At 32.7% G+C, this 21,900-nt stretch carries 24 protein-coding genes; 16 read left to right on the top strand and 8 right to left on the bottom strand.

The window, feature by feature from the left end; genetic code table 11:
• Positions 1-58 precede the first annotated feature (58 nt).
• The 16 genes from BUC23_RS12580 (at position 59) to BUC23_RS12650 (ending at position 13,052) form a co-directional block, all read left to right on the top strand.
• Positions 59-817 (top strand): DUF4382 domain-containing protein, encoded by a 759-nt coding sequence (locus BUC23_RS12580; RefSeq protein ID WP_073210027.1) that lies wholly within the window; start codon positions 59-61, stop codon positions 815-817.
• 162 nt (positions 818-979) lie between these two features.
• A complete protein-coding gene (locus BUC23_RS12585; protein ID WP_073209968.1) occupies positions 980-1,180 on the top strand; it encodes a hypothetical protein in 201 nt (66 codons plus the stop codon).
• Positions 1,181-1,298: 118 nt separating this feature from the next.
• Positions 1,299-1,700, top strand: coding sequence for a low affinity iron permease family protein (locus tag BUC23_RS12590; RefSeq protein ID WP_073209970.1), 402 nt, complete (start codon positions 1,299-1,301; stop codon positions 1,698-1,700).
• A 144-nt stretch (positions 1,701-1,844) separates the two neighbouring features.
• Complete coding sequence (locus tag BUC23_RS12595) at positions 1,845-2,030, top strand: CsbD family protein (protein WP_073209972.1); 186 nt, start codon at positions 1,845-1,847, stop codon at positions 2,028-2,030.
• 184 nt (positions 2,031-2,214) lie between these two features.
• Positions 2,215-2,679: a hypothetical protein gene (locus BUC23_RS12600; RefSeq protein WP_073209974.1), complete on the top strand. Its 465-nt coding sequence runs from the start codon at positions 2,215-2,217 to the stop codon at positions 2,677-2,679.
• A 201-nt stretch (positions 2,680-2,880) separates the two neighbouring features.
• Entirely contained in the window at positions 2,881-3,513 is a 633-nt protein-coding gene (locus BUC23_RS12605) for a porin family protein (protein ID WP_244153805.1), read from the top strand.
• 122 nt (positions 3,514-3,635) lie between these two features.
• Positions 3,636-3,788: a lmo0937 family membrane protein gene (locus BUC23_RS17370; RefSeq protein WP_139259871.1), complete on the top strand. Its 153-nt coding sequence runs from the start codon at positions 3,636-3,638 to the stop codon at positions 3,786-3,788.
• Positions 3,789-3,820: 32 nt separating this feature from the next.
• Positions 3,821-4,165 carry a YtxH domain-containing protein gene (locus BUC23_RS12610; RefSeq protein ID WP_073209976.1) on the top strand — a complete coding sequence of 115 codons (345 nt, stop codon included), beginning with the start codon at positions 3,821-3,823 and terminating at the stop codon, positions 4,163-4,165.
• A gap of 52 nt (positions 4,166-4,217) precedes the next feature.
• Positions 4,218-4,565 (top strand): hypothetical protein, encoded by a 348-nt coding sequence (locus BUC23_RS12615; protein ID WP_073209978.1) that lies wholly within the window; start codon positions 4,218-4,220, stop codon positions 4,563-4,565.
• A gap of 1 nt (position 4,566) precedes the next feature.
• Positions 4,567-4,920: a hypothetical protein gene (locus tag BUC23_RS12620; RefSeq protein WP_073209979.1), complete on the top strand. Its 354-nt coding sequence runs from the start codon at positions 4,567-4,569 to the stop codon at positions 4,918-4,920.
• 159 nt (positions 4,921-5,079) lie between these two features.
• The gene (locus BUC23_RS12625) at positions 5,080-6,204 is read left to right on the top strand and encodes a histidine kinase dimerization/phospho-acceptor domain-containing protein (RefSeq protein ID WP_244153806.1); all 1,125 of its coding nucleotides are present in this window, start codon (positions 5,080-5,082) and stop codon (positions 6,202-6,204) included.
• A gap of 591 nt (positions 6,205-6,795) precedes the next feature.
• The gene (locus BUC23_RS12630; protein ID WP_073209981.1) at positions 6,796-8,577 is read left to right on the top strand and encodes an Ig-like domain-containing protein; all 1,782 of its coding nucleotides are present in this window, start codon (positions 6,796-6,798) and stop codon (positions 8,575-8,577) included.
• A 78-nt stretch (positions 8,578-8,655) separates the two neighbouring features.
• Complete coding sequence (locus BUC23_RS12635; protein ID WP_073209983.1) at positions 8,656-10,686, top strand: OmpA family protein; 2,031 nt, start codon at positions 8,656-8,658, stop codon at positions 10,684-10,686.
• A 231-nt stretch (positions 10,687-10,917) separates the two neighbouring features.
• Positions 10,918-11,397 (top strand): nuclear transport factor 2 family protein, encoded by a 480-nt coding sequence (locus tag BUC23_RS12640; protein ID WP_073209985.1) that lies wholly within the window; start codon positions 10,918-10,920, stop codon positions 11,395-11,397.
• Positions 11,387-11,833 (top strand): DUF1572 family protein, encoded by a 447-nt coding sequence (locus BUC23_RS12645; protein ID WP_073209987.1) that lies wholly within the window; start codon positions 11,387-11,389, stop codon positions 11,831-11,833. Before BUC23_RS12640 ends, BUC23_RS12645 begins: the two co-directional genes overlap by 11 nt.
• Positions 11,834-11,963: 130 nt before the next feature.
• Positions 11,964-13,052 carry an AI-2E family transporter gene (locus BUC23_RS12650; RefSeq protein ID WP_073209988.1) on the top strand — a complete coding sequence of 363 codons (1,089 nt, stop codon included), beginning with the start codon at positions 11,964-11,966 and terminating at the stop codon, positions 13,050-13,052.
• Positions 13,053-13,056: 4 nt separating this feature from the next.
• Here the strand turns inward: BUC23_RS12650 and BUC23_RS12655 are convergent, their stop codons facing one another.
• The 8 genes from BUC23_RS12655 to BUC23_RS12690 form a co-directional block, all read right to left on the bottom strand.
• On the bottom strand, positions 13,057-14,100 hold the full coding sequence (locus tag BUC23_RS12655) for an o-succinylbenzoate synthase (protein WP_073210032.1): 1,044 nt from the start codon (positions 14,098-14,100) through the stop codon (positions 13,057-13,059).
• A 13-nt stretch (positions 14,101-14,113) separates the two neighbouring features.
• Positions 14,114-15,319: a tetratricopeptide repeat protein gene (locus BUC23_RS12660; protein ID WP_073209990.1), complete on the bottom strand. Its 1,206-nt coding sequence runs from the start codon at positions 15,317-15,319 to the stop codon at positions 14,114-14,116.
• 182 nt (positions 15,320-15,501) lie between these two features.
• Positions 15,502-16,179 (bottom strand): metal-dependent hydrolase, encoded by a 678-nt coding sequence (locus BUC23_RS12665; protein ID WP_073209992.1) that lies wholly within the window; start codon positions 16,177-16,179, stop codon positions 15,502-15,504.
• Between the two features lie 78 nt (positions 16,180-16,257).
• Positions 16,258-17,208 carry a 1,4-dihydroxy-2-naphthoate octaprenyltransferase gene (gene menA, locus BUC23_RS12670; protein ID WP_073209994.1) on the bottom strand — a complete coding sequence of 317 codons (951 nt, stop codon included), beginning with the start codon at positions 17,206-17,208 and terminating at the stop codon, positions 16,258-16,260.
• An 87-nt stretch (positions 17,209-17,295) separates the two neighbouring features.
• Complete coding sequence (locus BUC23_RS12675) at positions 17,296-18,810, bottom strand: PH domain-containing protein (RefSeq protein WP_073209996.1); 1,515 nt, start codon at positions 18,808-18,810, stop codon at positions 17,296-17,298.
• On the bottom strand, positions 18,810-19,325 hold the full coding sequence (locus tag BUC23_RS12680; protein WP_073209998.1) for a PH domain-containing protein: 516 nt from the start codon (positions 19,323-19,325) through the stop codon (positions 18,810-18,812). The genes BUC23_RS12675 and BUC23_RS12680 overlap by 1 nt, the downstream gene beginning before the upstream one ends.
• A gap of 84 nt (positions 19,326-19,409) precedes the next feature.
• A complete protein-coding gene (locus BUC23_RS12685; protein WP_073210000.1) occupies positions 19,410-20,240 on the bottom strand; it encodes a 1,4-dihydroxy-2-naphthoyl-CoA synthase in 831 nt (276 codons plus the stop codon).
• Positions 20,241-20,964: 724 nt separating this feature from the next.
• Entirely contained in the window at positions 20,965-21,819 is an 855-nt protein-coding gene (locus BUC23_RS12690; RefSeq protein WP_073210002.1) for a CvfB family protein, read from the bottom strand.
• Between the last annotated feature and the right edge of the window lie 81 nt (positions 21,820-21,900).

Below are 21,900 nucleotides of genomic sequence, written 5' to 3' on the forward strand. Positions count from 1 at the left end.
CCTTTACTAAATACTATAAAGTATTTTATAACGATAAAAACAATCGAAAATGAAAAAAATGAAAATTATTCTATCTTTCATCGTATTAGGGATTATTATGATTTCTTGCAATAGCAACGATGATACAGCTTCAAGTTATCCTTACGCTGTAAAAATGACTGATGCTCCAGGACCATACCAAAAAGTAAATATTGATTTACAAGGGGTAGAAATAACTGGAGATGCTGGAGAAACAGTAACATTGAATGTTCGCAAAGGAATATACAATCTACTTGATTTTACTAACGGTGCAAGTACACTTATTGCTACTGATACACTACAAGTTTCTAAAGTTGCACAAATTAGACTTATACTTGGAACAAATAATACGGTAGTTGTTGATAATGTAAGTTATCCTTTGAGTACGCCAAGCGCTGATCAATCAGGACTAAAACTGCAAGTACACCAAACACTTGAACAAGGTATTTTGTATAGTGTCTTACTTGATTTTGATGCTAACAAATCAATTGTGAATACAGGAAACGGAACGTATAAATTGAAACCGGTTATTAGAACAATTGAAGCTGCTATAAGTGGAAATATAAAAGGTAAAATTACACCTGTCGGTTCTTTGGCTGTAGTTACAGCTGTTGATGTTCTTACAAGTTTATCCTATTCAACAAACGTAAATGCAAGCGGTGATTTTTTAGTTATGGGACTTCCTTCAGGGACTTACAATGTAACTATTACCCCTGTTTTACCTTTATTGCCTATAACAAAAAGTACTATCGTAGTGACCACGGGTAATACAACTGACATAGGAACAACTGCATTTTAAAAAGCATAAATAGATCTGTTACATTAAACACTTAATTTTTTTTATAAATTGAGTGTTTTTTTTTATCATAAAACATTCTAAAATGAGATACTTTTTAAATTAAAAAACACAACGTCCTCAAATTATAAAAACAGTCCATTCAAAAAACAAAAACTAATTATTATGAAAACTGAAACTGAAATCGAAGATGCAATTCTTAAAATCACAATGAAAATCAAAACTGACTATCCAGAATTATCTAAATACTTGGAAGAAATGCCTACCACCATTCCCGACGTCAAAAATCCTGAAATAAATATTAAAATTTTACAAGATTACTATAATTCTTTGGAATCATTGTTAAAAAAATATACGTTAAAATAATACCATTATAAATCATAAATAATTACTTTTATTTTTTTTAGAACCAAGTATAATGTAAGAGTGAATTTAAAATTTACTTATTCTTGTTTTTATAATTTTGAAATTAAACTTAAAATTCATGATTAAAATTTATAGTCATTTAGAAAGTGTTTTTGAAAAACTCACTTCTGTAGCAACAAGTATTCTCGGTAATTCAATTACATTTATTATTGCTTTAGCTTTAGTGTTATTCTGGTGGGCCAACAGTTTTTTTGCCACACGAGATTTACATCAAATTATTGGAGATATTATTTTTGGAACCACTTTTTTAAGTTTATTCATCATTCAAAAATCATTTAATAAATTTTCAGCCTCATTACATTTGAAAATTAATGAGCTAGTTTCCTCCCACGATACAGCTAGTAATACGGTACTGAATGTTGAAGCGAAAACAGAACGTGAAATAACAGAACTTTCTAAAGAGTATAGCGAACTTGCTGAAAAAATTAGTGATCTTAACGATGAAATTGAAGCTAAATAATTTATTTTTTATGCTAAAAAAAACAGTTCATTAGCAATGTGTGAAATATATAAGTTTTGAGTTAAATTCTATAAGCCAAATCATGTACCAATCATCGAACTTTGTAGAATCATGAACACTTTTTCATGGTATAAATAAATCAAAATGAAAGCGGAAGAATCAAAAGGGAATTGGGACGAACAAAAAGATAAATTAAAACAAAAGTTCGCTGCATTGACTGATAATGATATGTTGTTTAAGGAAGGTACAAAAGACGAACTGATTACAAAACTTCAACAAAAACTGGGAAAAACTAAAGAAGAATTACTCAAAATCATTGAAGGACTTTAAATAAATTTCAAAATAATCGGTTTTAACATTTACCTCTATATATTTACTTTTTTAATTATTACAATCACTACTCCAGTTTTATCAGCAACCAAATTAACTTCCTTTAAAAGTTTTAGTTTAAATTGAAATACCCTATTACTAAATCCGTTTTTTACTTCAAAAAATAAATGCTAAAGTTTAGACAATGAAGAAAACAATTTACACACTGGCTGCAATAACGGTAATGGCAGCAACCTTATTACTGGGATGCAATACTTCTACTAAAAAACAAGAAGATGCGATAGATGATGTAGCCGATGCTCGAGAAAATACGGAAGATGCCAAAGAAGAATTAATGCTGTCAAAAAAAGAAGCAAATGCCAACGAGTGGAAAAAAATTAAAAAAGAGACTAATACCAGAATTACAGAAAATAAAATTCGAATTGCTCAATTAAAAATTAAAATGACAAAATCCGGATACTCAATTGATACTTTGTACGCTAAAAAAATTGAAGAACTGGAACAAAAAAATAAAAATATCAAGATTAAAGTTGATAGTTATAAAAATGATACCACTGATGATTGGGAATTATTTAAACGAGAATACATTCACGATATCAACGAACTTAATCGAGCAATAAAAGAAGTCACGGTTTACAATAAGAAATAATCAATATGCAAAAGGCGAGCTAATTAACTCGTCTTTTTTTATGGTTTAAAATTTTATAAAAATTAAATGTTGATTCTTTTAAACCTAAAAAATGCGCTCAGGTGTGAATAATGTAAGTTTTATAAAAAGTTTTGTAACACTTTTCTCCGCATTCATGGCCACCTTTGTATTATAACAAAAACACATTAAAAATATATTAAAATGAAAAATTCAAAAATTATTTTAGCGTCATTAGTACTAACTGTTATGGGTTTTACAAATAGTAATGCTCAAAGTAGTAATGTTACAAAATTTGGTGTAAAAGGGGGAGTTAATTTCTCAAATTTATACACAGACAATGCAGATGACGAAAATGTCTTAACTGGTTTTAATGTTGGTTTGTATGCAAAGGTTCCCGTAACCAATTCTATTTCTATTCAACCTGAAATTTATTACACAGGAAAAGGTGCTGAAGTAGTTTATAACAATGCTTTTGCTTCCGGAACGGCAAAATTCAAACTGAATTATATTGAAGTACCAGTTATGTTAGTTGCAAACGTTACCAAAAATTTCAATGTACAAGTAGGACCTTATGCAGGTTATTTAATTAGCGGTAAAACTACAAACGAATCTGGAACTTACAATTTCCAAGACAATATAAACACAGATGATTTCAATAAAATTGATGCTGGTGTCGCTGCTGGTCTTGGGATCGATTTAGAAACAGTTAGTTTTGGTGTACGATACAATTACGGTCTTACTAAAGTAGGAAAAGAAAATCCTACAACAAAGCAGACTTATCCTGACGCAAAAAATAGTGTTTTGAGTTTTTATGGAGCTTTTTCATTTAACTAGTACCCAAAGCGGTAATAAAAAAATTAATATTTTAAAAAAATACATAAATAACTGCAATACAGTTAATTAATTTTTTTAAATTTAAGTAATAATTAATAATTAACAATTAAAAAATAGAAATCATGAGCAATCTTCTTTACACAATCGCAGTAATTTTAATCATTTTTTGGGCAATCGGATTCTTTGCATACAGTGCAGGTGGACTAATACATATCCTACTTGTTATTGCAGTAATTGCAGTAATATTGAGACTTATCCAAGGGAGAAGATTATAAAAAAATAGAATGTAAATATTAAAAAAAAAGTTATGAAAGCAGATAAAGTAGTATTAGGTATATTAGGTGGTGTGGCTGCCGGAGCATTATTAGGAATATTGTTTGCCCCTCAAAAAGGAGACAAAACAAGAAGAAAAATTTTGGATAAAAGCAATGATTATGCTGATGAGTTAAAAGACAAATTAGACACATTATTAGGAACCATGACTAATAAATATGAAAAAATTTGGAAAGAAGGGGAAAATTTAATTTCTCAAGGAAAATCAAAATTTGAAGACATTAAATCGGAAGGAAAATCAAAATTTGATGATGCTAAAGCTGAAGGGCAAACAAAATTTGATAATTTAAAAAGCGAAATAAAAAATTCAAATATTTAAAACTATTTGAGTACCAAAATTTCATAATACAAATAAGATTAAATTTTAAATCATGGACAACCAAGCAACACCAATAGAAATGCTTTTTGAAAAAGCAGAGGATTACACTCGAACAACTGTAGAATTAGCAAAACTAAATGTTATTGATAAATCTGCCGATGTTTTATCCTCGCTCCTTTCAAGATTAACCGTTATTATTGTTGTTGCTATGTTTGCCCTATTGATTAATATTGGACTTTCAATTTGGATAGGTGAATTACTTGGTAAAACCTATTACGGTTATTTTCTGGTTGCCAGTGCATACTTTATTCTAGCTATCGTCATAAATAGCTTTAAAGATCAATGGATTAAATTACCCGTTAGTAATTTTATAATCACAAAAATGCTTAAAAAAAGATAGTATGAAAAAGAGTAATGAAACGGACGATTTAAATGAGACTATCGCTTTATTAGAATACAGACAAAAGCAAGAATTAAGGATACTCAAAGAACAATTTGAAGTGACCTATGATAGCTTAAAACCTCTAAATATTATAAAAAAAGCCTTTAATGATATGACCACTTCGTCAGAATTAAAAGGCAATCTAATTAATAATGTTATTGGTATGTCTACCGGTTATCTGACTAAAAAACTTTTATTAGGCTCAAGTCATAATCCATTCAAAAGAATATTAGGTAACGTATTACAATTTGTAATTACAAATGTCGTTACTAAACATACCGACGCTGGGAAACCTGCTGAATTATTGGAATAGTACATCATAGTACTAAGATTAAAAAATATTCCTACTTTTTTGTTTTTTTTATATAGTTATATTGAAATATATTCTATAAAATGGATCACATTTGCTACGGTATAGGTTACTTTTACGCATATACTTTCTGCTAATTTAATTTTTTTGAATAAAAAAGTAATGATACCTCCCAAGAAAAATGATTTAATGCATGTTATAAAAAAAAATTCTTTTAAAAATAAAGAAGAAGAAAAACCTGCAACACAATTAAATCTGCCTATTCCGGAATTGGAGCATCATAAACTAAAAATAGCGAAGCAAGCAGCTGAATTAGTGAGTACTAGAAAAGAACTTGCCATTCAAGATGAAGAGAACGAGAAAAGAGTTTCAGAACTTGTATTTCTTAATAAAAAAATCACCTTCAAAAATTGTGAAATTGCTATTCAAACTGCAGAGTTGAATATCGCTAAAAGAACGCTACTTGCTCAAAACCAAGAAAAAGAAAAAAGAACGGCCGAATTTATTGTTGCAAATGAAGAACTGGCATATCAAAACATCGAAAAAGAAAAAAGGGCAGTTGAACTAAAAATTGCAAATAAAAAAATTGCTTTTAAAAACAAGGAACATGTATTTAAAACCGCAGAGTTAAACATTGCTAATAGAAAACTTATTTTTCAAAATGACGAAAAAGAAAAACGAGCAGCAGAATTAATTATTGCAAATAAAGAACTTGTTTTTCAAAACGAAGAAAAAGAAAAAAGAGCTTCTGAATTAATTATCGCCAATGAAGAACTTGCTTTTCAAAATGAAGAAAAAGAAAAACGGGCCGCTGAATTAATTATTGCGAATAAAGAACTTATTTTTCAAAATGACGAAAAAGAAAAACGAGCCGCTGAATTAATTATTGCCAATAAAGAACTTGTTTTTCAAAACGAAGAAAAAGAAAAAAGAGCAGCTGAGTTAATTATTGCTAATAAAGAACTTGCCTATCAAAACCAAGAAAAAGAAAAGAGAGCAAAAGAATACCTATTGGCAAATAAAGAACTCAAGAAAGCGCAAGCATATCAAAAAGAATATATAAAAGGGCTCGAGAAAATGATGTTTATGACCTCCCATAGAGTTAGACAACCCATTACCAATATTTTAGGACTTTCAGCACTTTTGGATCAAAACATAAATTCTCCAGAAGAACTAAAAGTTTACTTAGATTATATCAAACAATCCGCTTTGGCATTAGACAGCTTTACTAAAGACCTTACCTCATTTATTTCAGAACTAGGAAAAAAAGGGGAAATCAATTCATAGAAAATCTAAATTACCTATTTATACCTTTCCAATTTTGAAATAAAAATTTTGAATCATAAGTTGTAATTCAAGACATACTCCACTCTTTTTACTTGCACTATTTTACTCGTTCTATCCTGAAATTATAAATTTACAAAAAGGTAAAAAGAAAAATTTCAAATTAGTATATCCTCATTTTTCAAAGTACTCATCTTAAGATTTGTAAAAAGAAATACAAATCTTTTATCTGATGATTCCGCATATAATTTTTTGTGAAAATTAGTATTGCTTGACATCCTCAAATTGTTTGATTAAAAATAATCTCAAATTTACTTTCCATACCATTCGTATTGCATTTATGTAGAAAAAAACTACGCTGGTTTTTGAATGAAATTTAAGTTTTTTTTAGGTTTTTTTTTAATTTTTTTTAGTACCTAACTATAGATAAAAACAATGAACAAATATAAGAAACTGTAAGACAATGACTTAAAAAAAACTAGTGAATATAAAATAAGTGAATTTTACAAGCTAATTTTTTAATTGTATAATAGATTTAGTCTATAACTAGCCAATCTTTGTCATAGATAATTTCTTAACCTAAATACAATAAAAATGAAAACAAAAAATTTACTTTTAACCCTCGCAATAATGTTTATTGCATTCTTTTCTGGCTGCGCCGAAGATGATTTCGTAGAAATCGACGGAGTTTGTCCAGTTGTTGTGTCTACCGTTCCAGTAAACGGAGCTACAAACGTACCTCTTGATCAATTAATTAGTGTGACTTTTAATGAAGAAATGAATCCTGCAACAATTAATCAGACTTCATTTACATTGAAAAATGGCACTTCACAAATAGCTGGTGTAATTACATACATAAATAAAACAGCAACCTTTAAGCCATCAGCTTTACTTACTCCTAACACAACGTATAGTGCAAGATTAACAAGAACGGTTATGGATCTTACCGGTAATGCGATACAAACAGAAACTAATTGGACTTTCAGTACAGGTTTAACCGTTACCCCAATGGTTACGTCAACTGATCCAGACAACAACGCCAATAACGTATTTTTAAATAAAGTAGTAAGTGTTAACTTTAATATGCCAATGAAGGCTTCAACTATTAATGCAACTACATATACTTTAGAACAAGGAACTACATCAGTTTCAGGAACAGTATCGTATAGCGGAACTACTGCTGTTTTTATTCCTACACTACCTTTGGCTCCAAATACACTTTATACAGCTACGGTTTCAAAGGCAGTAACAAACTTAGACAACACAACTTTAATAGCTGACTATGTATGGAAATTCACAACAGGTGCTTTAGTAGCTCCAACCGTAACTTCTACAGACCCTATCAACAATTCAACTGGAATCAGTCTTAATAAAACGATTACTGCAGACTTTAGTATGATTATGGATCCGTCAACTTTTACAGCAACAACTTTTACCTTAAAACAAGGTACAACAACAATTTCAGGAGCTGTAACTTATTCAGGGTCTAAAGCCTCTTTTAAACCAACAAATCCTTTATTAGAAGGTAAAATTTATACTGCTACAATTACAACTGGTGCAAAAAGTGCTACCGGAGTGCCTTTAGCAAATGACTTCGTATGGAATTTTACAACATTAGTTGCAAATGCTCCTTCTCCAACTGCAGGGTTATTCTTTGGAGTATTTGGTGGAAATGCAGGAATAACGAATCAAGGTCTGAATACTAGGATTAATAATGGAAGTATCGGAACAACAGCTGCTTCTACTTTAGTAACTGGATTCACAGATAAATTAGCTTCTCCTAATGAGGTTTACACAGTTACACCTCTTAATAACGGACTTGTTTATGGTGGAGTTTTTGCAGCAGCACCAGCACCCGGGAATGCTACAAAAGCACAAACCGCGCTTGAAGGATTGAATGCAGCAAGAGACCTTTACAATAGCATTTCTCCAGCTTCAAAACCAGGAGGAAGTGACCAAGGATCAGGTGAGCTGGGTGGATTAACTTTAGCCGCAGGAGTTTATAAATCAGCAAGTGGTACTTATAAAATCACAAATGGAGATTTAACTTTAAATGGAAGTGCAACTGATGTTTGGATTTTCCAAGCAGAGTCTTCATTAACAGTAGGATCTCCAGCAGCTGTTAGAAATGTTAAATTGTTAGGTGGAGCTTTGGCTAAAAATGTGTTTTGGTACGTAGGTAGTACGGCAGTTATCAACTACGCAGGTGGTGGTGTAATGACAGGAATCATACTAGCAGAAGACGGAGTTACATTGTCTTCTCCAGGTAGTAGCACAACTTTACCAGGTCAAGAAACGGTATTAAACGGAAGAGCAATTTCATTAATTGCTTCTGTAACTATGGTAAATACAATTATCAATGTTCCTGCTAACTAAGCAATTAATTTAAGGTTTAAATATCCCGTCTTAGGGCGGGATTCATTTAAATAAAATCTAATAATAAAATATATAAAAATGAAATCAAACAATATTTATAAAGAGACAGCTTGTATATCATTGTCTCCTAATAAGCTAACCATCAAAAGCATTGCACTAATTGCTTTGTCTTTTTTAAGCTTTCAAACAGCAGTTCAAGCACAAGAAACGCTACCAGTTAAATACACAAAACCATCTTGGTTTTTTGGAGTAGCAGGTGGAGCAAATTTCAATTTCTATCGTGGTTCTACGCAACAATTGAATGCTAGTTTTACATCTCCAGTTGCGTTTCATGATGGATTTGGCGCTGGACTATTCATTGCACCACTTTTAGAATACCGTCCTGCTGATTCCAGATGGGGTGTTATGTTACAAGCGGGCTATGATAACCGTAGAGGGAAATTTGACCAAGTGATTACAGACTGTGACTGCCCAGCTGATTTAAAAGCAAACGTGAGTTATATTACTGTAGAACCTAGTTTGCGTTTTGCACCATTTAAATCTGATTTTTATTTATATGGAGGTCCACGTTTGGCTTTCAACATGGATAAATCTTTTACATACCAATTAGGTGTTAATCCGGCGTTTCCTGATCAAACTGCTAATGCTGCGGTGAAAGGTGATTTTGACAATATCGAAAAAACAATTATTTCAATGCAAATTGGAGCAGGATATGATATTCCACTTTCGTCAGACAGTAACAAGACACAATTTGTATTATCTCCTTTCGTATCTTTCCAACCTTATTTTGGTCAAAACCCACGTTCAACTGAAACATGGAATAATACTACTGTAAGAGCTGGTGTTGCGTTAAAATTTGGACAAGGACAAAATATCCAACAGTCTACTGATATGGTAAAAGACGGTGAAGTTCAATTCTCTGTAAACTCTCCTAGTAATGTTCCGGGAGAAAGAAGAATGACTGAAATTTTCCCACTTAGAAACTATGTATTCTTCAATACCGGATCTACAGAAATACCAAATCGTTATGTTTTATTAAACAAAGATCAGGTTAAAGATTTCAAAGAAGACCAATTGGAAGTATTTGCTCCAAAAACGTTATCAGACCGTTCAAAACGTCAGATGATTGTTTATTACAACGTTCTAAACATCCTTGGTGACCGTATGCAAAAAAATCCTTCAGCAACAATTACTTTAGTGGGTTCATCAGAAAAAGGTCCTGAAGATGGAGCTGCAATGGCAGAATCAATCAAAACTTATTTGGTAAATGTATTCGCTATTAATCCTTCTAGAATTACTACTAAAGGTCAAAACAAACCAAATATCCCATCAGAACAACCTGGTGCAACATTAGAACTTGAATTACTTCGTGAGGGAGATCGTAGAGTTTCAATTGAAAGTAACTCTCCAGATTTATTAATGGAATTTCAAAGTGGACCAGATGCACAGATGAAGCCTGTTGTAATCAATGCTCTACAAGAAGCGCCTGCTGAAAGTTACGTTACTATAAATAACGAAGGAGCTAAAGAAGCTTTATCTTCATGGTCAGTACAAATGACTGACGAACAAGGAAAAGTACAATCTTTTGGGCCGTACAGCGAAGATGTGGCTAGCATTCCTGGAAAATCAATTTTAGGAGACAGACCAGAAGGAGACTTTAAAGTTAAAATGGTAGGTCAAACTAAAAGTGGTAAGATTATAGAAAAGGAAACCACTATGCATGTTGTACTTTGGACACCTGCAAAAATTGAAGAAGGTATTAGATATAGCATCATTTATGAATTTAATAAATCAAAAGCGATTGCAATCTATGAAAAGTACCTAACTGATATTGTAACACCAAAAATTCCTGCAGGAGCAACTGTAATAATTCATGGTCACACTGATATTATTGGTGAAGAAGCGCATAATCTTGATTTATCTTTAGCCCGTGCTAATGATGTTAAAGGAATTCTTGCAAGCGCTTTATCTAAAGCCGGTAGAAATGACGTGAAATTTGAAGTAAACGGATTTGGAGAAGATGAAAACAAATCTCCTTTTGAAAACAAAACTCCAGAAGAGCGTTTTTATAACCGTACAGTGATAATTGAAATAATCCCTGCAAAGTAATTAGTTAATCATTTTACATATTTTTATTGAATACAAGAAAGGATAGAAACTTAAAAGTCTATCCTTTTTTTTTGCCCAAAATTTAAATTTTAATTAATTTATAATGAATAATTTAAAACCCATATAATCGATTACTACCTAAAAATAGGTAAAGTATTACTTGTATAAAATTTAAAACAGGAGCACTTTAACAAAAAAATTACTATTTTTACTACTCATTTTTATGTTAATATGAACGATAACGAGAAAACCTTAGTCAAATTTTATACTGCTTTCGCAAATGCTGATGCCGAAACAATGTGCAAATGCTATCATGCCGATATACAGTTTCGTGATCCTGCCTTTGGCTTACTAAAAGGAAACGATGTTTGCGAGATGTGGAAAATGTTGGTCGAAAAAAGTAACGGAAAACTTAAAATCGAGTTTAATGAAATAAAAGCGACTGAATACATTGGTTCAGCTCAATGGATTGCAACCTATAACTTTAGTAAAACTAACAGAAAAGTAGTTAATATAATTAATGCTCAGTTTCAATTTAAGGATGGATTAATCATTAAGCATACCGATGATTTTGACATTTGGAAATGGTCTAAGCAGGCCTTTGGAATAAAAGGTTATTTATTTGGATGGACTGGTTTCTTTCACAAAAAAATTAATGAACAAGCAGTATTTTTGTTGAGAAAACATAAAGAAAATAAACATGCTAACTGAAACTTTAAAATCCTTATTCACTAGAGATTTAAATAAACTTAAATCAGAAATTGAATTATATAGAAATGAAAGTGATATTTGGAAAATCCAAGAAGGCATAACTAATTCTGCCGGGAATCTTTGTCTGCATTTAATAGGTAATCTCAACACCTACGTAGGAGCTGAATTTGGAAAGACCGGTTATATAAGAAACAGAGCACTTGAATTTTCACTGAAAGATATTCCGAAGACAGAATTACTATCAAAAATCGATGAAACTATTGTTGTAGTCAATTATGCATTAAATAATATATCGGAAGAAGAATTAAAAATGGAATTTCCTATTTTAGTTTTCGAATCAAAAACTTCAACTGAATTCTTTTTGATTCATTTAAGTACTCACCTAGCCTATCATTTAGGCCAAATCAATTACCACAGACGACTATTGACCTTATAATAAATAATTTACACATATTATCATCGTTAAAAACAGCTAATAGATTTAAAATTTGTAAATTTATTACTAATATTCTTTAACACTGATACTAAAGTTAGGGAAGAAATTGAAGTTATAATACGATAAAAGTATGCTACCATTTCCAAATATACCCAACCCAATTACTTCCAAAAGAACCTTTTCAGCTCTGGAAATCCTTCAACTAATCGTATTTACTTCGTTGATACTTTACTTTGGAAAAACACTTTTTATTCCTTTAAGTTTTTCACTGCTCATTAGTTTTATTCTGTATCCAATATGCAAATGGATGGAGAAAAAAGGAACAAATAAAGGAACTGCAATTATTATTTCCCTTTTTTTTGTCACACTACTGGCAGGAGCAATTATTTATTTACTCTTAGCACAGGTGATGAAATTCTTACATGAATGGCAATTGTTACAAGCAAAACTTATGGATACAGCGACTCAAATAAGTGTTTTTATCACGGAACGCTTTGACATAAGTAATGAAAAACAATTAGAATTTATTAAAAACACCATTGATAACTCTGGCTCTGAGGCTTTTTCATTGTTGCGAAACACAGCTTACTCGATATCAGAATCATTTTTTATCTTTTTAATAATACCTGTTTTTTCAGCTCTCATATTATACAATCGCCAACTTTTGTCAAACGCATTATATGATATTTTTCCAGCTGAAAGAAAAAATACCATCCATGAAATTCTTATTGAAACCATCCATGCTTATTATAATTTCATCAAAGGCATGTTAGTCGTATATCTGATTGTTGGGATTTTAAATAGTGTTGGACTAGCAATTATTGGTGTCCCACATCCTTTTCTGTTTGGTTTTATCGCTTCTATTCTGACATTTATACCCTATGTAGGAATAATGATATCATCACTACTGCCGATAACAGTTTCCTGGGTGACCTATAACTCTATCTGGTATCCATTAGGTGTCATTCTTGTATTTTCTATTGTACAAGTACTGGAAGCTTATGTTATATTTCCTTTTGCCGTTGGAAGCCGTCTAAAAATAAACACACTTGTCATTATTATAATGGTACTTGTGGGAGGCATTTTATGGGGCGCTGCCGGAATGATTCTATTTATTCCGTTTATAAGTATTGTGAAATTAATTGCAGACCGTACGCCCAGTTTAAAATCATTATCCGTTTTATTGGGTGATAGCGAACACGAAAAACCAGGAAAATAATCTACTACAAAAGGTCAAAATCAAACGCCCAATCCAACTCCTTTTTATACCATAATTGTCCTTGCGAAACTGCTAACGGACAGTCAAAATTATTGGTATAAAGAGCTCCCGTTCCCAAACCTTGAGGCATCGAATTGTGCTGTAAAAACGTCCATTGGGCAATGGCGTTTAGACCAATATTACTCTCTAAAGCTGAGGTAATCCACCAGCCAATTTTATGCTTTTCAGCCAAAGAAATCCATTCTTCTGTACCTCTAAAACCACCTACGAAACTAGGCTTCAGAATAATGTATTGCGGTTTGATTTTCTCCAATAATTGTTCTTTTTCTTCTACCGTAAACACGCCAATCAGCTCTTCGTCTAATGCAATAGGAAAAGGAGTGATTTTACACAACTCTGCCATCCTGTCAGTATGATTTTTTCGTATTGGCTGCTCTATGCTATGTAATTTAAATTCAGATAGTTGATTTAATTTATCTAAAGCTGTATTTTCATCAAACGCACCGTTAGCATCTACCCGTATTTCGACTTGTTCCGGAGTAAAATGTTCCCGAATAAACCGCAATAACTGCAGCTCTTTATCGAAATCTATCGCGCCTATTTTAAGTTTTATACATTTAAAACCCTGAGCCAGTTTTTCCTCAATTTGCTCCTTCATAAACGACTCCTCTCCCATCCAAACCAAACCATTTATCAAGATGGATTTTGTACCATTTGTGAAGTCCGAAGGAAAGAGTAAAAAAGGGGTTTCACTCTCCAAAGACTGGAACGCCATTTCGACTCCAAACTGTATCGAAGGAAACTCCATTAACGCTTCCCAAAGTTGGTCTTTTCCTAAGTGGATATTGTCGCAAGTCCATCGCAATTTTTCTTCATAATCTGGTCGATCATCAATACTCAATCCGCGAAGAATTCCGCATTCACCAATTGCTTTTTTACCGTCTTGCTCCAAGATGATAAACCAAGTTTCTTTTTCATTCATAACACCACGGGAAGTTCCTGATGGGCGTTTGAAATTAAGAATATATTTATGATACGTTGCTTTCAAAATAGAATTCATATTAATTAAGAACTTTTACAATTCTTTCAAAATCATCATTTTTAATGCCCATTTTTTTGAAAGTTTCAAAATCCAGTTTTACTTTTTCAGTCCAACTCAAACTATCGGTAACGTTTTGAGATTGGTATTGCTTGTAAATAGCTTTGGCTGAAGAATAATTATCATTCAATAAATACGCATGTGCCAAATTCAGCTTTATCAATAATTCCGAATCATCCAGCTTCTCGCCTTCTTTTAAGAATTTAATAGCTTTACCGTACTGTTTAGTCAAAATATAACTGTTTCCTATCGCATTGTAATCTAATGCTGTTGCTTTTCCGTCATTGATTATAGTACTCCATTTCATGATTGCATCCCCTTGCTTCCCTAGTTTTGTAAACAAAGTGGCTTGTTTACGCAAATCATCATAAACTCCTTTAGAAAGACTTGTTTCTCCAAAGCAACTATTCCCAAAATCCTTAAAAGCTTTAGAACGCTCCATCGGTAATAATTTTTGAAATTCCTTGAACTTGTATTTGAACTGTATTTTATCAAGAATACAAACGCAAAAATCATCTGAATTTGTCATTTTTTGAGCCATATTAGATGTTTTACATTGATCAATTATGGATTTTCTGTTTACTACAGTCCATCCTCGGCTGAGTTTGTTATCGACCCACGGTACGACTTCAAGTATAATTTTCTGGTTCATGATCCAGTTCTTACTTTCGAAACCAAACCATAAATTTCCTGAATTCGATTTCATACAAGCCGATTTCTCTGCAGAAAGCCGTTTGGCATCTTTGCTAACGGGCGTATCCTGAACCAAACAAGCGTCATCTGTTTTCCCATCTGCTTTGTATTTTGTAGCTAAGTCGGCACTAGAAAAAATTGCGTACTTGCATTTGTCATCTCCAAAGATTTTAGACAATATAAAAACAGCACCTGCCGAGCCTTGGCTTATTCCCGTAGGATCTGGAATAGCTTTCAAAACCGAAACCAAACTGCCCGCCATTTGTTGATTTTTATCTAAAAGCGTTATTCTGTAAACGAGTTCGGTGGTTCCTTCAGGGAAATCTTGGGTTTTTATAATTATCCTGCCTCTTGCGGAAACTGTAATTTCTTCAGTTGTAGCGCGAGCTTTATCCCAATAGCCGTCTTTTTGAGAAAAAACGGTATTCATTGAAACCAGAAACAGTATAAAAAAAATGAAATATTTATTTTGCATGATTGATATAAAATTTAAACACTAAGCGCACAATCCCGAAGCGTCGATATTCGCAAAGTTCACAAGGTATCGAACCAAAGAAAACCTAGCCCTGATAGAAGCGGCATCCTTTACTTGTGCTCTTTAGCAAGTAAAGATACAAGCGGATGGCAGGAGATTGCTTCGAAAAACTCGCAATGACATTACAAGTCTATAGAACTTCCTATTTCCAATAGCATCAAATCTTTTCCTTTGTCGAAGAATTTACGAATAGCAGCTTCATGATCGATTTCGATATAACCAAAAGTATCGTAGTGGTAGCCCAGAATTTTATCGCAGTCGACAAAATCAGAAGCAATAATGGCATCTTCGACATCCATCGTAAAATTATCTCCTATCGGCAGAATTGCCAAATCGAGTTTGGTACGCATCGAAATGAGTTTCATATCCATAGTCAGCGCGGTATCTCCAGCAATATAGACATTTTTGTGTTCGCCTTCAATTACGAAACCACCGGGATTCCCGCCGTAGCTGCCGTCAGGAAATGAACTGGAATGAATCGCATTTACATATTTCAGTTTCCCAAAATCGAAATTCCAGCTTCCACCATGATTCACTGGATGCGATTGAAACCCTTTTTGAGAATAATATCCTGCAATCTCAGCATTAGAAACGATTACCGCATTAGTTCTTTTAGCAATAGCTTCCACGTCAAGAATATGATCACCGTGCGCATGCGTCACTAAAATATAATCTGCTTTCAAGGTATTAATGTCAATATGTGAAGCTTTAGGATTTGCGGAAATATAGGGATCTACTATAATATGCTTGCCGCTCACTTCGATTCCCAAAGAGGCATGACCGTAAAATGTTATTTTCATTTTTTTTAAATTTAAAAATTGACAGATTTAAAAGTTGAAAGATTCAATCTTAAAAATCTATTATTGTTTATTTTTCTGCTAAGAATTATTTACTATTAAATCCGAAAAAAAGTAGATCATACATAAGGCTAACAATATAGAAAGCGCAAAAGTACTCAATGCCAGTTTTTTTAATTCAGGATCTAATAATCTAGGCTCTTGATTCTTATAAACATTATTTAAATGTTTAGTTAAAGGTATATAAGCCAACAAAAACAAATATTGATCAAAGTGGAAATTACTTAACAATGCAAAAATAAGAACCAAAACCATTGCCGTAATCACCAAAAAATAATGATATCTTTTTGCTTTAGTCGCACCAATTTTTACAACGATTGTATTTTTATTAGACTTCCTGTCCGAAGCTTCATCGCGCATATTATTCAAATTCAAAACTCCCACGCTCAATAATCCGATGGCGCTTGCAGGTAAAAACAATACAAAATCCAGTTGTTTTGAATAAAGAAAATTCACCCCTAAAGTACTTACCAACCCAAAAAATACGAAGACAAACAAATCGCCATATCCACGGTATCCATAGGCAGTATTCCCCACTGTATAACGAATTGCCGAAACAATAGATAAAAGTCCCAATGCTAGAAAGAATAAAGAATACCAAATATTCGTATCCGCAAACGCATAATAAATCAATAGTATCGCAGAGAGTAATGTCAGCAATGAAGTTATAATTATAGCGCGTTTCATAGCTGCAGGAGAGATTACACCGCTTTGTATGGCGCGTTTTGGCCCTACTCGATCTTCATTATCCGTTCCTTTCATCCCATCGCCGTAATCATTAGCAAAGTTGGATAGTATTTGTAATCCAAGAGTCGTCAAGATGGCAAAACCAAATATTCTCCAATTGAAAACCTCTGTTGGCGTAAGCACGTTATCGGTCGGGTTTGCTAATGCATACATGCTACCGACAATAATTCCGGATACAGATAATGGTAATGTTCTTAATCGTGCGGCTTGAATCCAGTGTTTCATATCTTTTTGTTTAACTGTTTATTCGGTTAATTGTTGATTCGATTATTCGGTTAAATGATTAAATAATCAACGATTAAACTAATTTATTTACATCCAATTGCTATTGGAGGTTTCTATTTCGTACAACCAAAGGTTGACATATTTTTTTATTGTTGTAAAATTACCCAATTGGAAAGAGATTTCGCCACCAGCAGTATGCAAAGTTATCGAACCTATATTCAAATTTTTATGCCAAAAAAGCTGTGAAGTCGTAATCGCTTGAATTTTAGTCGGTTCAATAATTTCATTACTAATATCCCAAGCGCCACTTTGTTTGATAATAAAATGATCATCGATAAAGAGCCTGCTATTTTTGAATCTAAAAAACTGAACAAATCCTACTAAAATAATGTAAATCGGCACTAAATAACCATATTCAAAAACGACAGGCATAACCCAATATCCAAATGCTCCGAATCCTGACAAAGGTAATCCTATCGATAAGAAAAGAGAAAAGCCAAGCTTACGAAAATTAGGTTTTAACATCACCCCTTTTTTTGGTATTTTTCGAAACAACAACTGCAATATTGCATCACTTTCTGACACACTGCAACCCGGAATTTCGATTGCTGATTTGCGCTCTTCTTTTTCACCACTGGTGGCTTGCCTGATTTTTAGTTCCAGAATATTCATTTTCTTTTGAAAATAATTACTGGTAACGGTTGTAATTTGAACTTTTTCTGGCTTTATAATCGTGCTTTTTGTATTTAACAAACCGAAAGAAAGCAACAAAGAACCCTTCTGTCTTGTGATGTTATAATCGTAATATTTGAAAACAATTCGAACCAAATTGATTACCAAAACAGTCGACAGCAACAGTATAATAAAGATGAAAAAGGTTTGAATTACTAAATTCTTATCAACATAATTTTCAATATTTTCGTCATGAAAAACATCTCTGCCAGTGATTTTTTTTATGTAATCTGAAACTGTGATTAAAAACAGCAACAATAGCGAAATGCTTCTTCCGTAATTAGAGGTAATTCCAATTTTTAACAAGCTTAAAAAACTTATTTTTATAAAAGGATGTTCTTCTTCAAGTTGTTTTTCTATTGATTTTCCAAAATGAGATTCTTCGGCTTCACTGGTACTTTTTTTAACTTCATTTTGCAACAAACGAGATTTTAATTCCAATGCCAGTTCATGTGAAATTGCTTTAATTGCGCCTTCTTTTTTATTGGTTCCGGCTGTATCTACATCAAGTTCGTATACACCAATCAACCTTTGAACAAAAGACTGGTTTATATTTACTTGTTGGATTTTATCGAGTTGAATCGCCGTTTTAGTTTTATTAAAGACTCCTTCGGTAATTATAAATTCTTCATTTATCGTATCTAAAAAGAAAGTGAAATTCAAATATTTCAAATACGAAACTACTGCTATAGCAACGAATACTAGAATTCCTCCAAGTAAAAGATACATTTTATTAACTTCATCAAACTTGAAAATCCAAATTACAATAATGGGCCATAAGGCTCTACCATACTGCTGCAGCGAATAAAAAAACAGCACTAAAATCCCAACCACAGACTGCCGTTGCGGCTGGCTAAAATCAGTACTCATTAAAGTTGCTTTTGTATTTTACCCATCAACAGCTGCTTGATATTTTCGGCTTGTTCTTTTTCAATTCCTGGAATTTCAATATTACTGGCACTTCCTCCAGCCGTAAAGATTTCAATTTTAGCCAATCCAAAATAACGGGAAACTAATCCTTCATGCAAAGCAACGTGCTGTATTCTGTTATAAGGAATTACAATTGTATTTGTCGCAATAATTCCATGTCTAAAAAGAACATCGTGGTTCCTGAAAGCAAATCTTTTTTTGCGGAAAGCAATACGGGAAAACAATAAAATCAAAACTATCAACACAATCGTTAAGCTCATTAATTCTGATTGAAACTCGGAGAACTCTTTTATAAAAATCAATCCCAACAGCATTCCAGAACATATAAATACGATTAAAATAAAACAACTTATCAAAGTTACTTTCCAATAATTAGGATGCAAAACTGTAAACTGCACTTCCTCAAATTTTGGAAGCTGACTCGTATCTATTGTTTCATTTGTGAAATTTTCCATTTATAAAGTTTAATTTAAAGTTTATGGTTCAAAAAGTTTAAAGTTCCTTGTCAGAACAACTTTAAACTTTAAACATCAAACTTTTTATGGCAACCATTTTTTTTCAAAATTTGGTTTTCTTTTCTCAAGGAATGCATTTCTGCCTTCTTTTGCTTCTTCGGTCATATACGCAAGGCGTGTTGCTTCTCCGGCAAAAACCTGTTGTCCCACCATTCCATCATCCGTAAGATTCATAGCGAATTTTAGCATTTTAATCGCCATCGGTGATTTTTGCAAAATTTCCTGTGCCCATTCGAAAGCCGTATCTTCTAATTCTTCATGCGGAATCACGGCATTTACCATCCCCATATCCATAGCCTCTTGAGCGGAATAATTGCGTCCTAGGAAGAAAATCTCTCTAGCTTTTTTTTGTCCCACCATTTTAGCTAAATAGGCAGATCCGTAACCTCCATCAAAACTAGTTACATCTGCATCCGTTTGTTTGAAAATCGCGTGTTCTTTGCTGGCCAAAGTCAAGTCGCACACTACATGCAAACTGTGTCCACCGCCTACAGCCCAACCAGGGACTACAGCAATGACCACTTTTGGCATGAATCGAATTAATCGTTGTACTTCTAAAATATTCAAACGATGTTGTCCGTCCTCGCCCACATATCCTTGATGACCGCGTGCGTTTTGATCGCCACCGCTACAGAAAGAATACACACCATCCTTTGACGATGGTCCTTCGGCAGACAATAGAACTACTCCAATCGAAGTATCTTCTTGCGCATCATAAAAAGCATTGTACAATTCAGCAGTCGTTTTTGGACGGAAAGCGTTGCGCACATCCGGTCTGTTGAAAGCGATTCTGGCAACGCCATTGCATTTCTTATAAGTGATATCTTCGTATTCTTTGGCAGTAATCCAATCCATGTCAATCCGTTTAAATTATTTACTGTAAAATTAAATTATTTTTCCCATAATATCTACTCCATTTCATATAAGGTCTCGGTAATCATTCTCTGATATAATAAGCAAAAAATGTTAAAAAACCAAAATAAAACCAGGAAATATTTGCCGTAAATCAAAATATTTATTAATTTTAATCATTGCTAATCAATGTTGTACGTATTATTTTAATCTGATTTAGCATTTTATTTTCACTGAATTATTAACTTAAAAAATGACTGTTTGAACACAATTAAAAATTTTGTCGCTCCTTTTTCTTTGGTAATAAATTATAAAAATATTTTTAAAACCTCGAATAATGAGCAATTTAAAAGAGCATTTGTCCCAATAGCAGAAAAATAAAATTTACACCTACGGTTAAAAAATAGATTATCGTCCTCGCTCATTGCAAAGGTTGAGCACAACAAAAATTAATGAGAGAACAAATCTTCTGAAAAATACAAAACCAACGGCTTTTATGTAAAATTGAATGTAAGCTAAAAAGTAAATGTTTGGACATTTAAAGGCAAACCACATTTATTAAAGCAAATGGAACTTTATTCAACATGCCAATAGTTTATACTATTAAATTTTCAAGTGAATAAATATACTTTAATAATGAAATTTAGATTATTTTACTACTATTTTAAATTTATGAAACAGTAGTAAAAAGAGAAAGACTAACCGTTACGATTAGTCTTTCTTTTTTTTATTCCTTAACCAAGTAAATTCCGTCTTCCTTGATTTCTATTAATTTCTCTCGGTACAAAGCACCAATCGCTTTCTTGAAGGTTTTCTTACTCATCTTCAAAACCGTTTTAATGTCTTCCGGATGTGAATTATCAGTCAAACGCAAGAACCCCCTGCTGGCTCTTAATTCATCTAGAATTTTCTCCGCATTCGGTTCGATGCTTTGATACCCCTGAACCTGTAATGCCACATCAATTTTATTGTCAGGACGAATCGTTTTGATATATCCTCGCATACGGTCTCCCGTACGAATTGCATCATCGTACACCTCATCCTTATACAACAAGCCTTTGTGCCTCTCGTTGATAATAACGTTAATCCCTAACTCAGTGATATGAGAAACGATTAAATCTACCTCTTCTCCTTTTTCAACTGTTAGGTGGTCATTTTTTAAAAACTGATTCAATTTATTGGAAGCCACCAAGCGCTTGGTTTGTTCATCCATATAAAGATAAACCAAGTAGCGTTTTCCTTTTTCCATAGGACGCGCCTGCTCTTTAAAGGGAACCAAAATATCTTTTTCCATTCCCCAATCCATAAAAGCACCAATCTGGTTGGTATAATTCACACGCAAAAGTGCAAATTCATTCAATAATATATAAGGTTCTAATGTGGTAGCAACGGGTCTTTCTTCATGGTCTAAGTATACGAAAACTATTAACTCCTCACCTATTTCAAATTCGTTTGGTACGTATTTGTTTGGCAAAAGAATATCATGTATTCCCTCCGGATCTTTTTCTGGATTCCCCAGAAACAAACCCACTTTGGTATCGCGTAAAATGGTAAGCGTATTGTATTTTCCTATTTCAATCATTTTCTTTCAATTTCTAAAGCGCAAAGGTACGAAGTTTGAAAATAGTAAATTAAGAAACCGTCCACAAAAAAATAAAGCCTA

Origin of the sequence: Flavobacterium xinjiangense, from assembly GCF_900142885.1 — a bacterium.
Classification (GTDB): domain Bacteria; phylum Bacteroidota; class Bacteroidia; order Flavobacteriales; family Flavobacteriaceae; genus Flavobacterium; species Flavobacterium xinjiangense.

Excerpts from the sequence above, each read along its gene's own strand:
- BUC23_RS12680 (WP_073209998.1), bottom strand. The coding sequence starts at position 19,325 with ATGGAAAATTTCACAAATGAAACAATAGATACGAGTCAGCTTCCAAAA.
- BUC23_RS12630 (WP_073209981.1), top strand. The coding sequence starts at position 6,796 with ATGAAAACAAAAAATTTACTTTTAACCCTCGCAATAATGTTTATTGCA.
- BUC23_RS12665 (WP_073209992.1), bottom strand. The coding sequence starts at position 16,179 with ATGAAAATAACATTTTACGGTCATGCCTCTTTGGGAATCGAAGTGAGC.
- BUC23_RS12660 (WP_073209990.1), bottom strand. The coding sequence starts at position 15,319 with ATGCAAAATAAATATTTCATTTTTTTTATACTGTTTCTGGTTTCAATG.
- BUC23_RS12690 (WP_073210002.1), bottom strand. The coding sequence starts at position 21,819 with ATGATTGAAATAGGAAAATACAATACGCTTACCATTTTACGCGATACC.
- BUC23_RS12605 (WP_244153805.1), top strand. The coding sequence starts at position 2,881 with ATGAAAAATTCAAAAATTATTTTAGCGTCATTAGTACTAACTGTTATG.
- BUC23_RS12590 (WP_073209970.1), top strand. The coding sequence starts at position 1,299 with ATGATTAAAATTTATAGTCATTTAGAAAGTGTTTTTGAAAAACTCACT.
- BUC23_RS12625 (WP_244153806.1), top strand. The coding sequence starts at position 5,080 with ATGATACCTCCCAAGAAAAATGATTTAATGCATGTTATAAAAAAAAAT.
- BUC23_RS12615 (WP_073209978.1), top strand. The coding sequence starts at position 4,218 with ATGGACAACCAAGCAACACCAATAGAAATGCTTTTTGAAAAAGCAGAG.
- menA (WP_073209994.1), bottom strand. The coding sequence starts at position 17,208 with ATGAAACACTGGATTCAAGCCGCACGATTAAGAACATTACCATTATCT.
- BUC23_RS12650 (WP_073209988.1), top strand. The coding sequence starts at position 11,964 with ATGCTACCATTTCCAAATATACCCAACCCAATTACTTCCAAAAGAACC.
- BUC23_RS12675 (WP_073209996.1), bottom strand. The coding sequence starts at position 18,810 with ATGAGTACTGATTTTAGCCAGCCGCAACGGCAGTCTGTGGTTGGGATT.
- BUC23_RS12610 (WP_073209976.1), top strand. The coding sequence starts at position 3,821 with ATGAAAGCAGATAAAGTAGTATTAGGTATATTAGGTGGTGTGGCTGCC.
- BUC23_RS12620 (WP_073209979.1), top strand. The coding sequence starts at position 4,567 with ATGAAAAAGAGTAATGAAACGGACGATTTAAATGAGACTATCGCTTTA.
- BUC23_RS12645 (WP_073209987.1), top strand. The coding sequence starts at position 11,387 with ATGCTAACTGAAACTTTAAAATCCTTATTCACTAGAGATTTAAATAAA.
- BUC23_RS12635 (WP_073209983.1), top strand. The coding sequence starts at position 8,656 with ATGAAATCAAACAATATTTATAAAGAGACAGCTTGTATATCATTGTCT.
- BUC23_RS12595 (WP_073209972.1), top strand. The coding sequence starts at position 1,845 with ATGAAAGCGGAAGAATCAAAAGGGAATTGGGACGAACAAAAAGATAAA.
- BUC23_RS17370 (WP_139259871.1), top strand. The coding sequence starts at position 3,636 with ATGAGCAATCTTCTTTACACAATCGCAGTAATTTTAATCATTTTTTGG.
- BUC23_RS12685 (WP_073210000.1), bottom strand. The coding sequence starts at position 20,240 with ATGGATTGGATTACTGCCAAAGAATACGAAGATATCACTTATAAGAAA.
- BUC23_RS12600 (WP_073209974.1), top strand. The coding sequence starts at position 2,215 with ATGAAGAAAACAATTTACACACTGGCTGCAATAACGGTAATGGCAGCA.
- BUC23_RS12585 (WP_073209968.1), top strand. The coding sequence starts at position 980 with ATGAAAACTGAAACTGAAATCGAAGATGCAATTCTTAAAATCACAATG.
- BUC23_RS12580 (WP_073210027.1), top strand. The coding sequence starts at position 59 with ATGAAAATTATTCTATCTTTCATCGTATTAGGGATTATTATGATTTCT.
- BUC23_RS12640 (WP_073209985.1), top strand. The coding sequence starts at position 10,918 with ATGAACGATAACGAGAAAACCTTAGTCAAATTTTATACTGCTTTCGCA.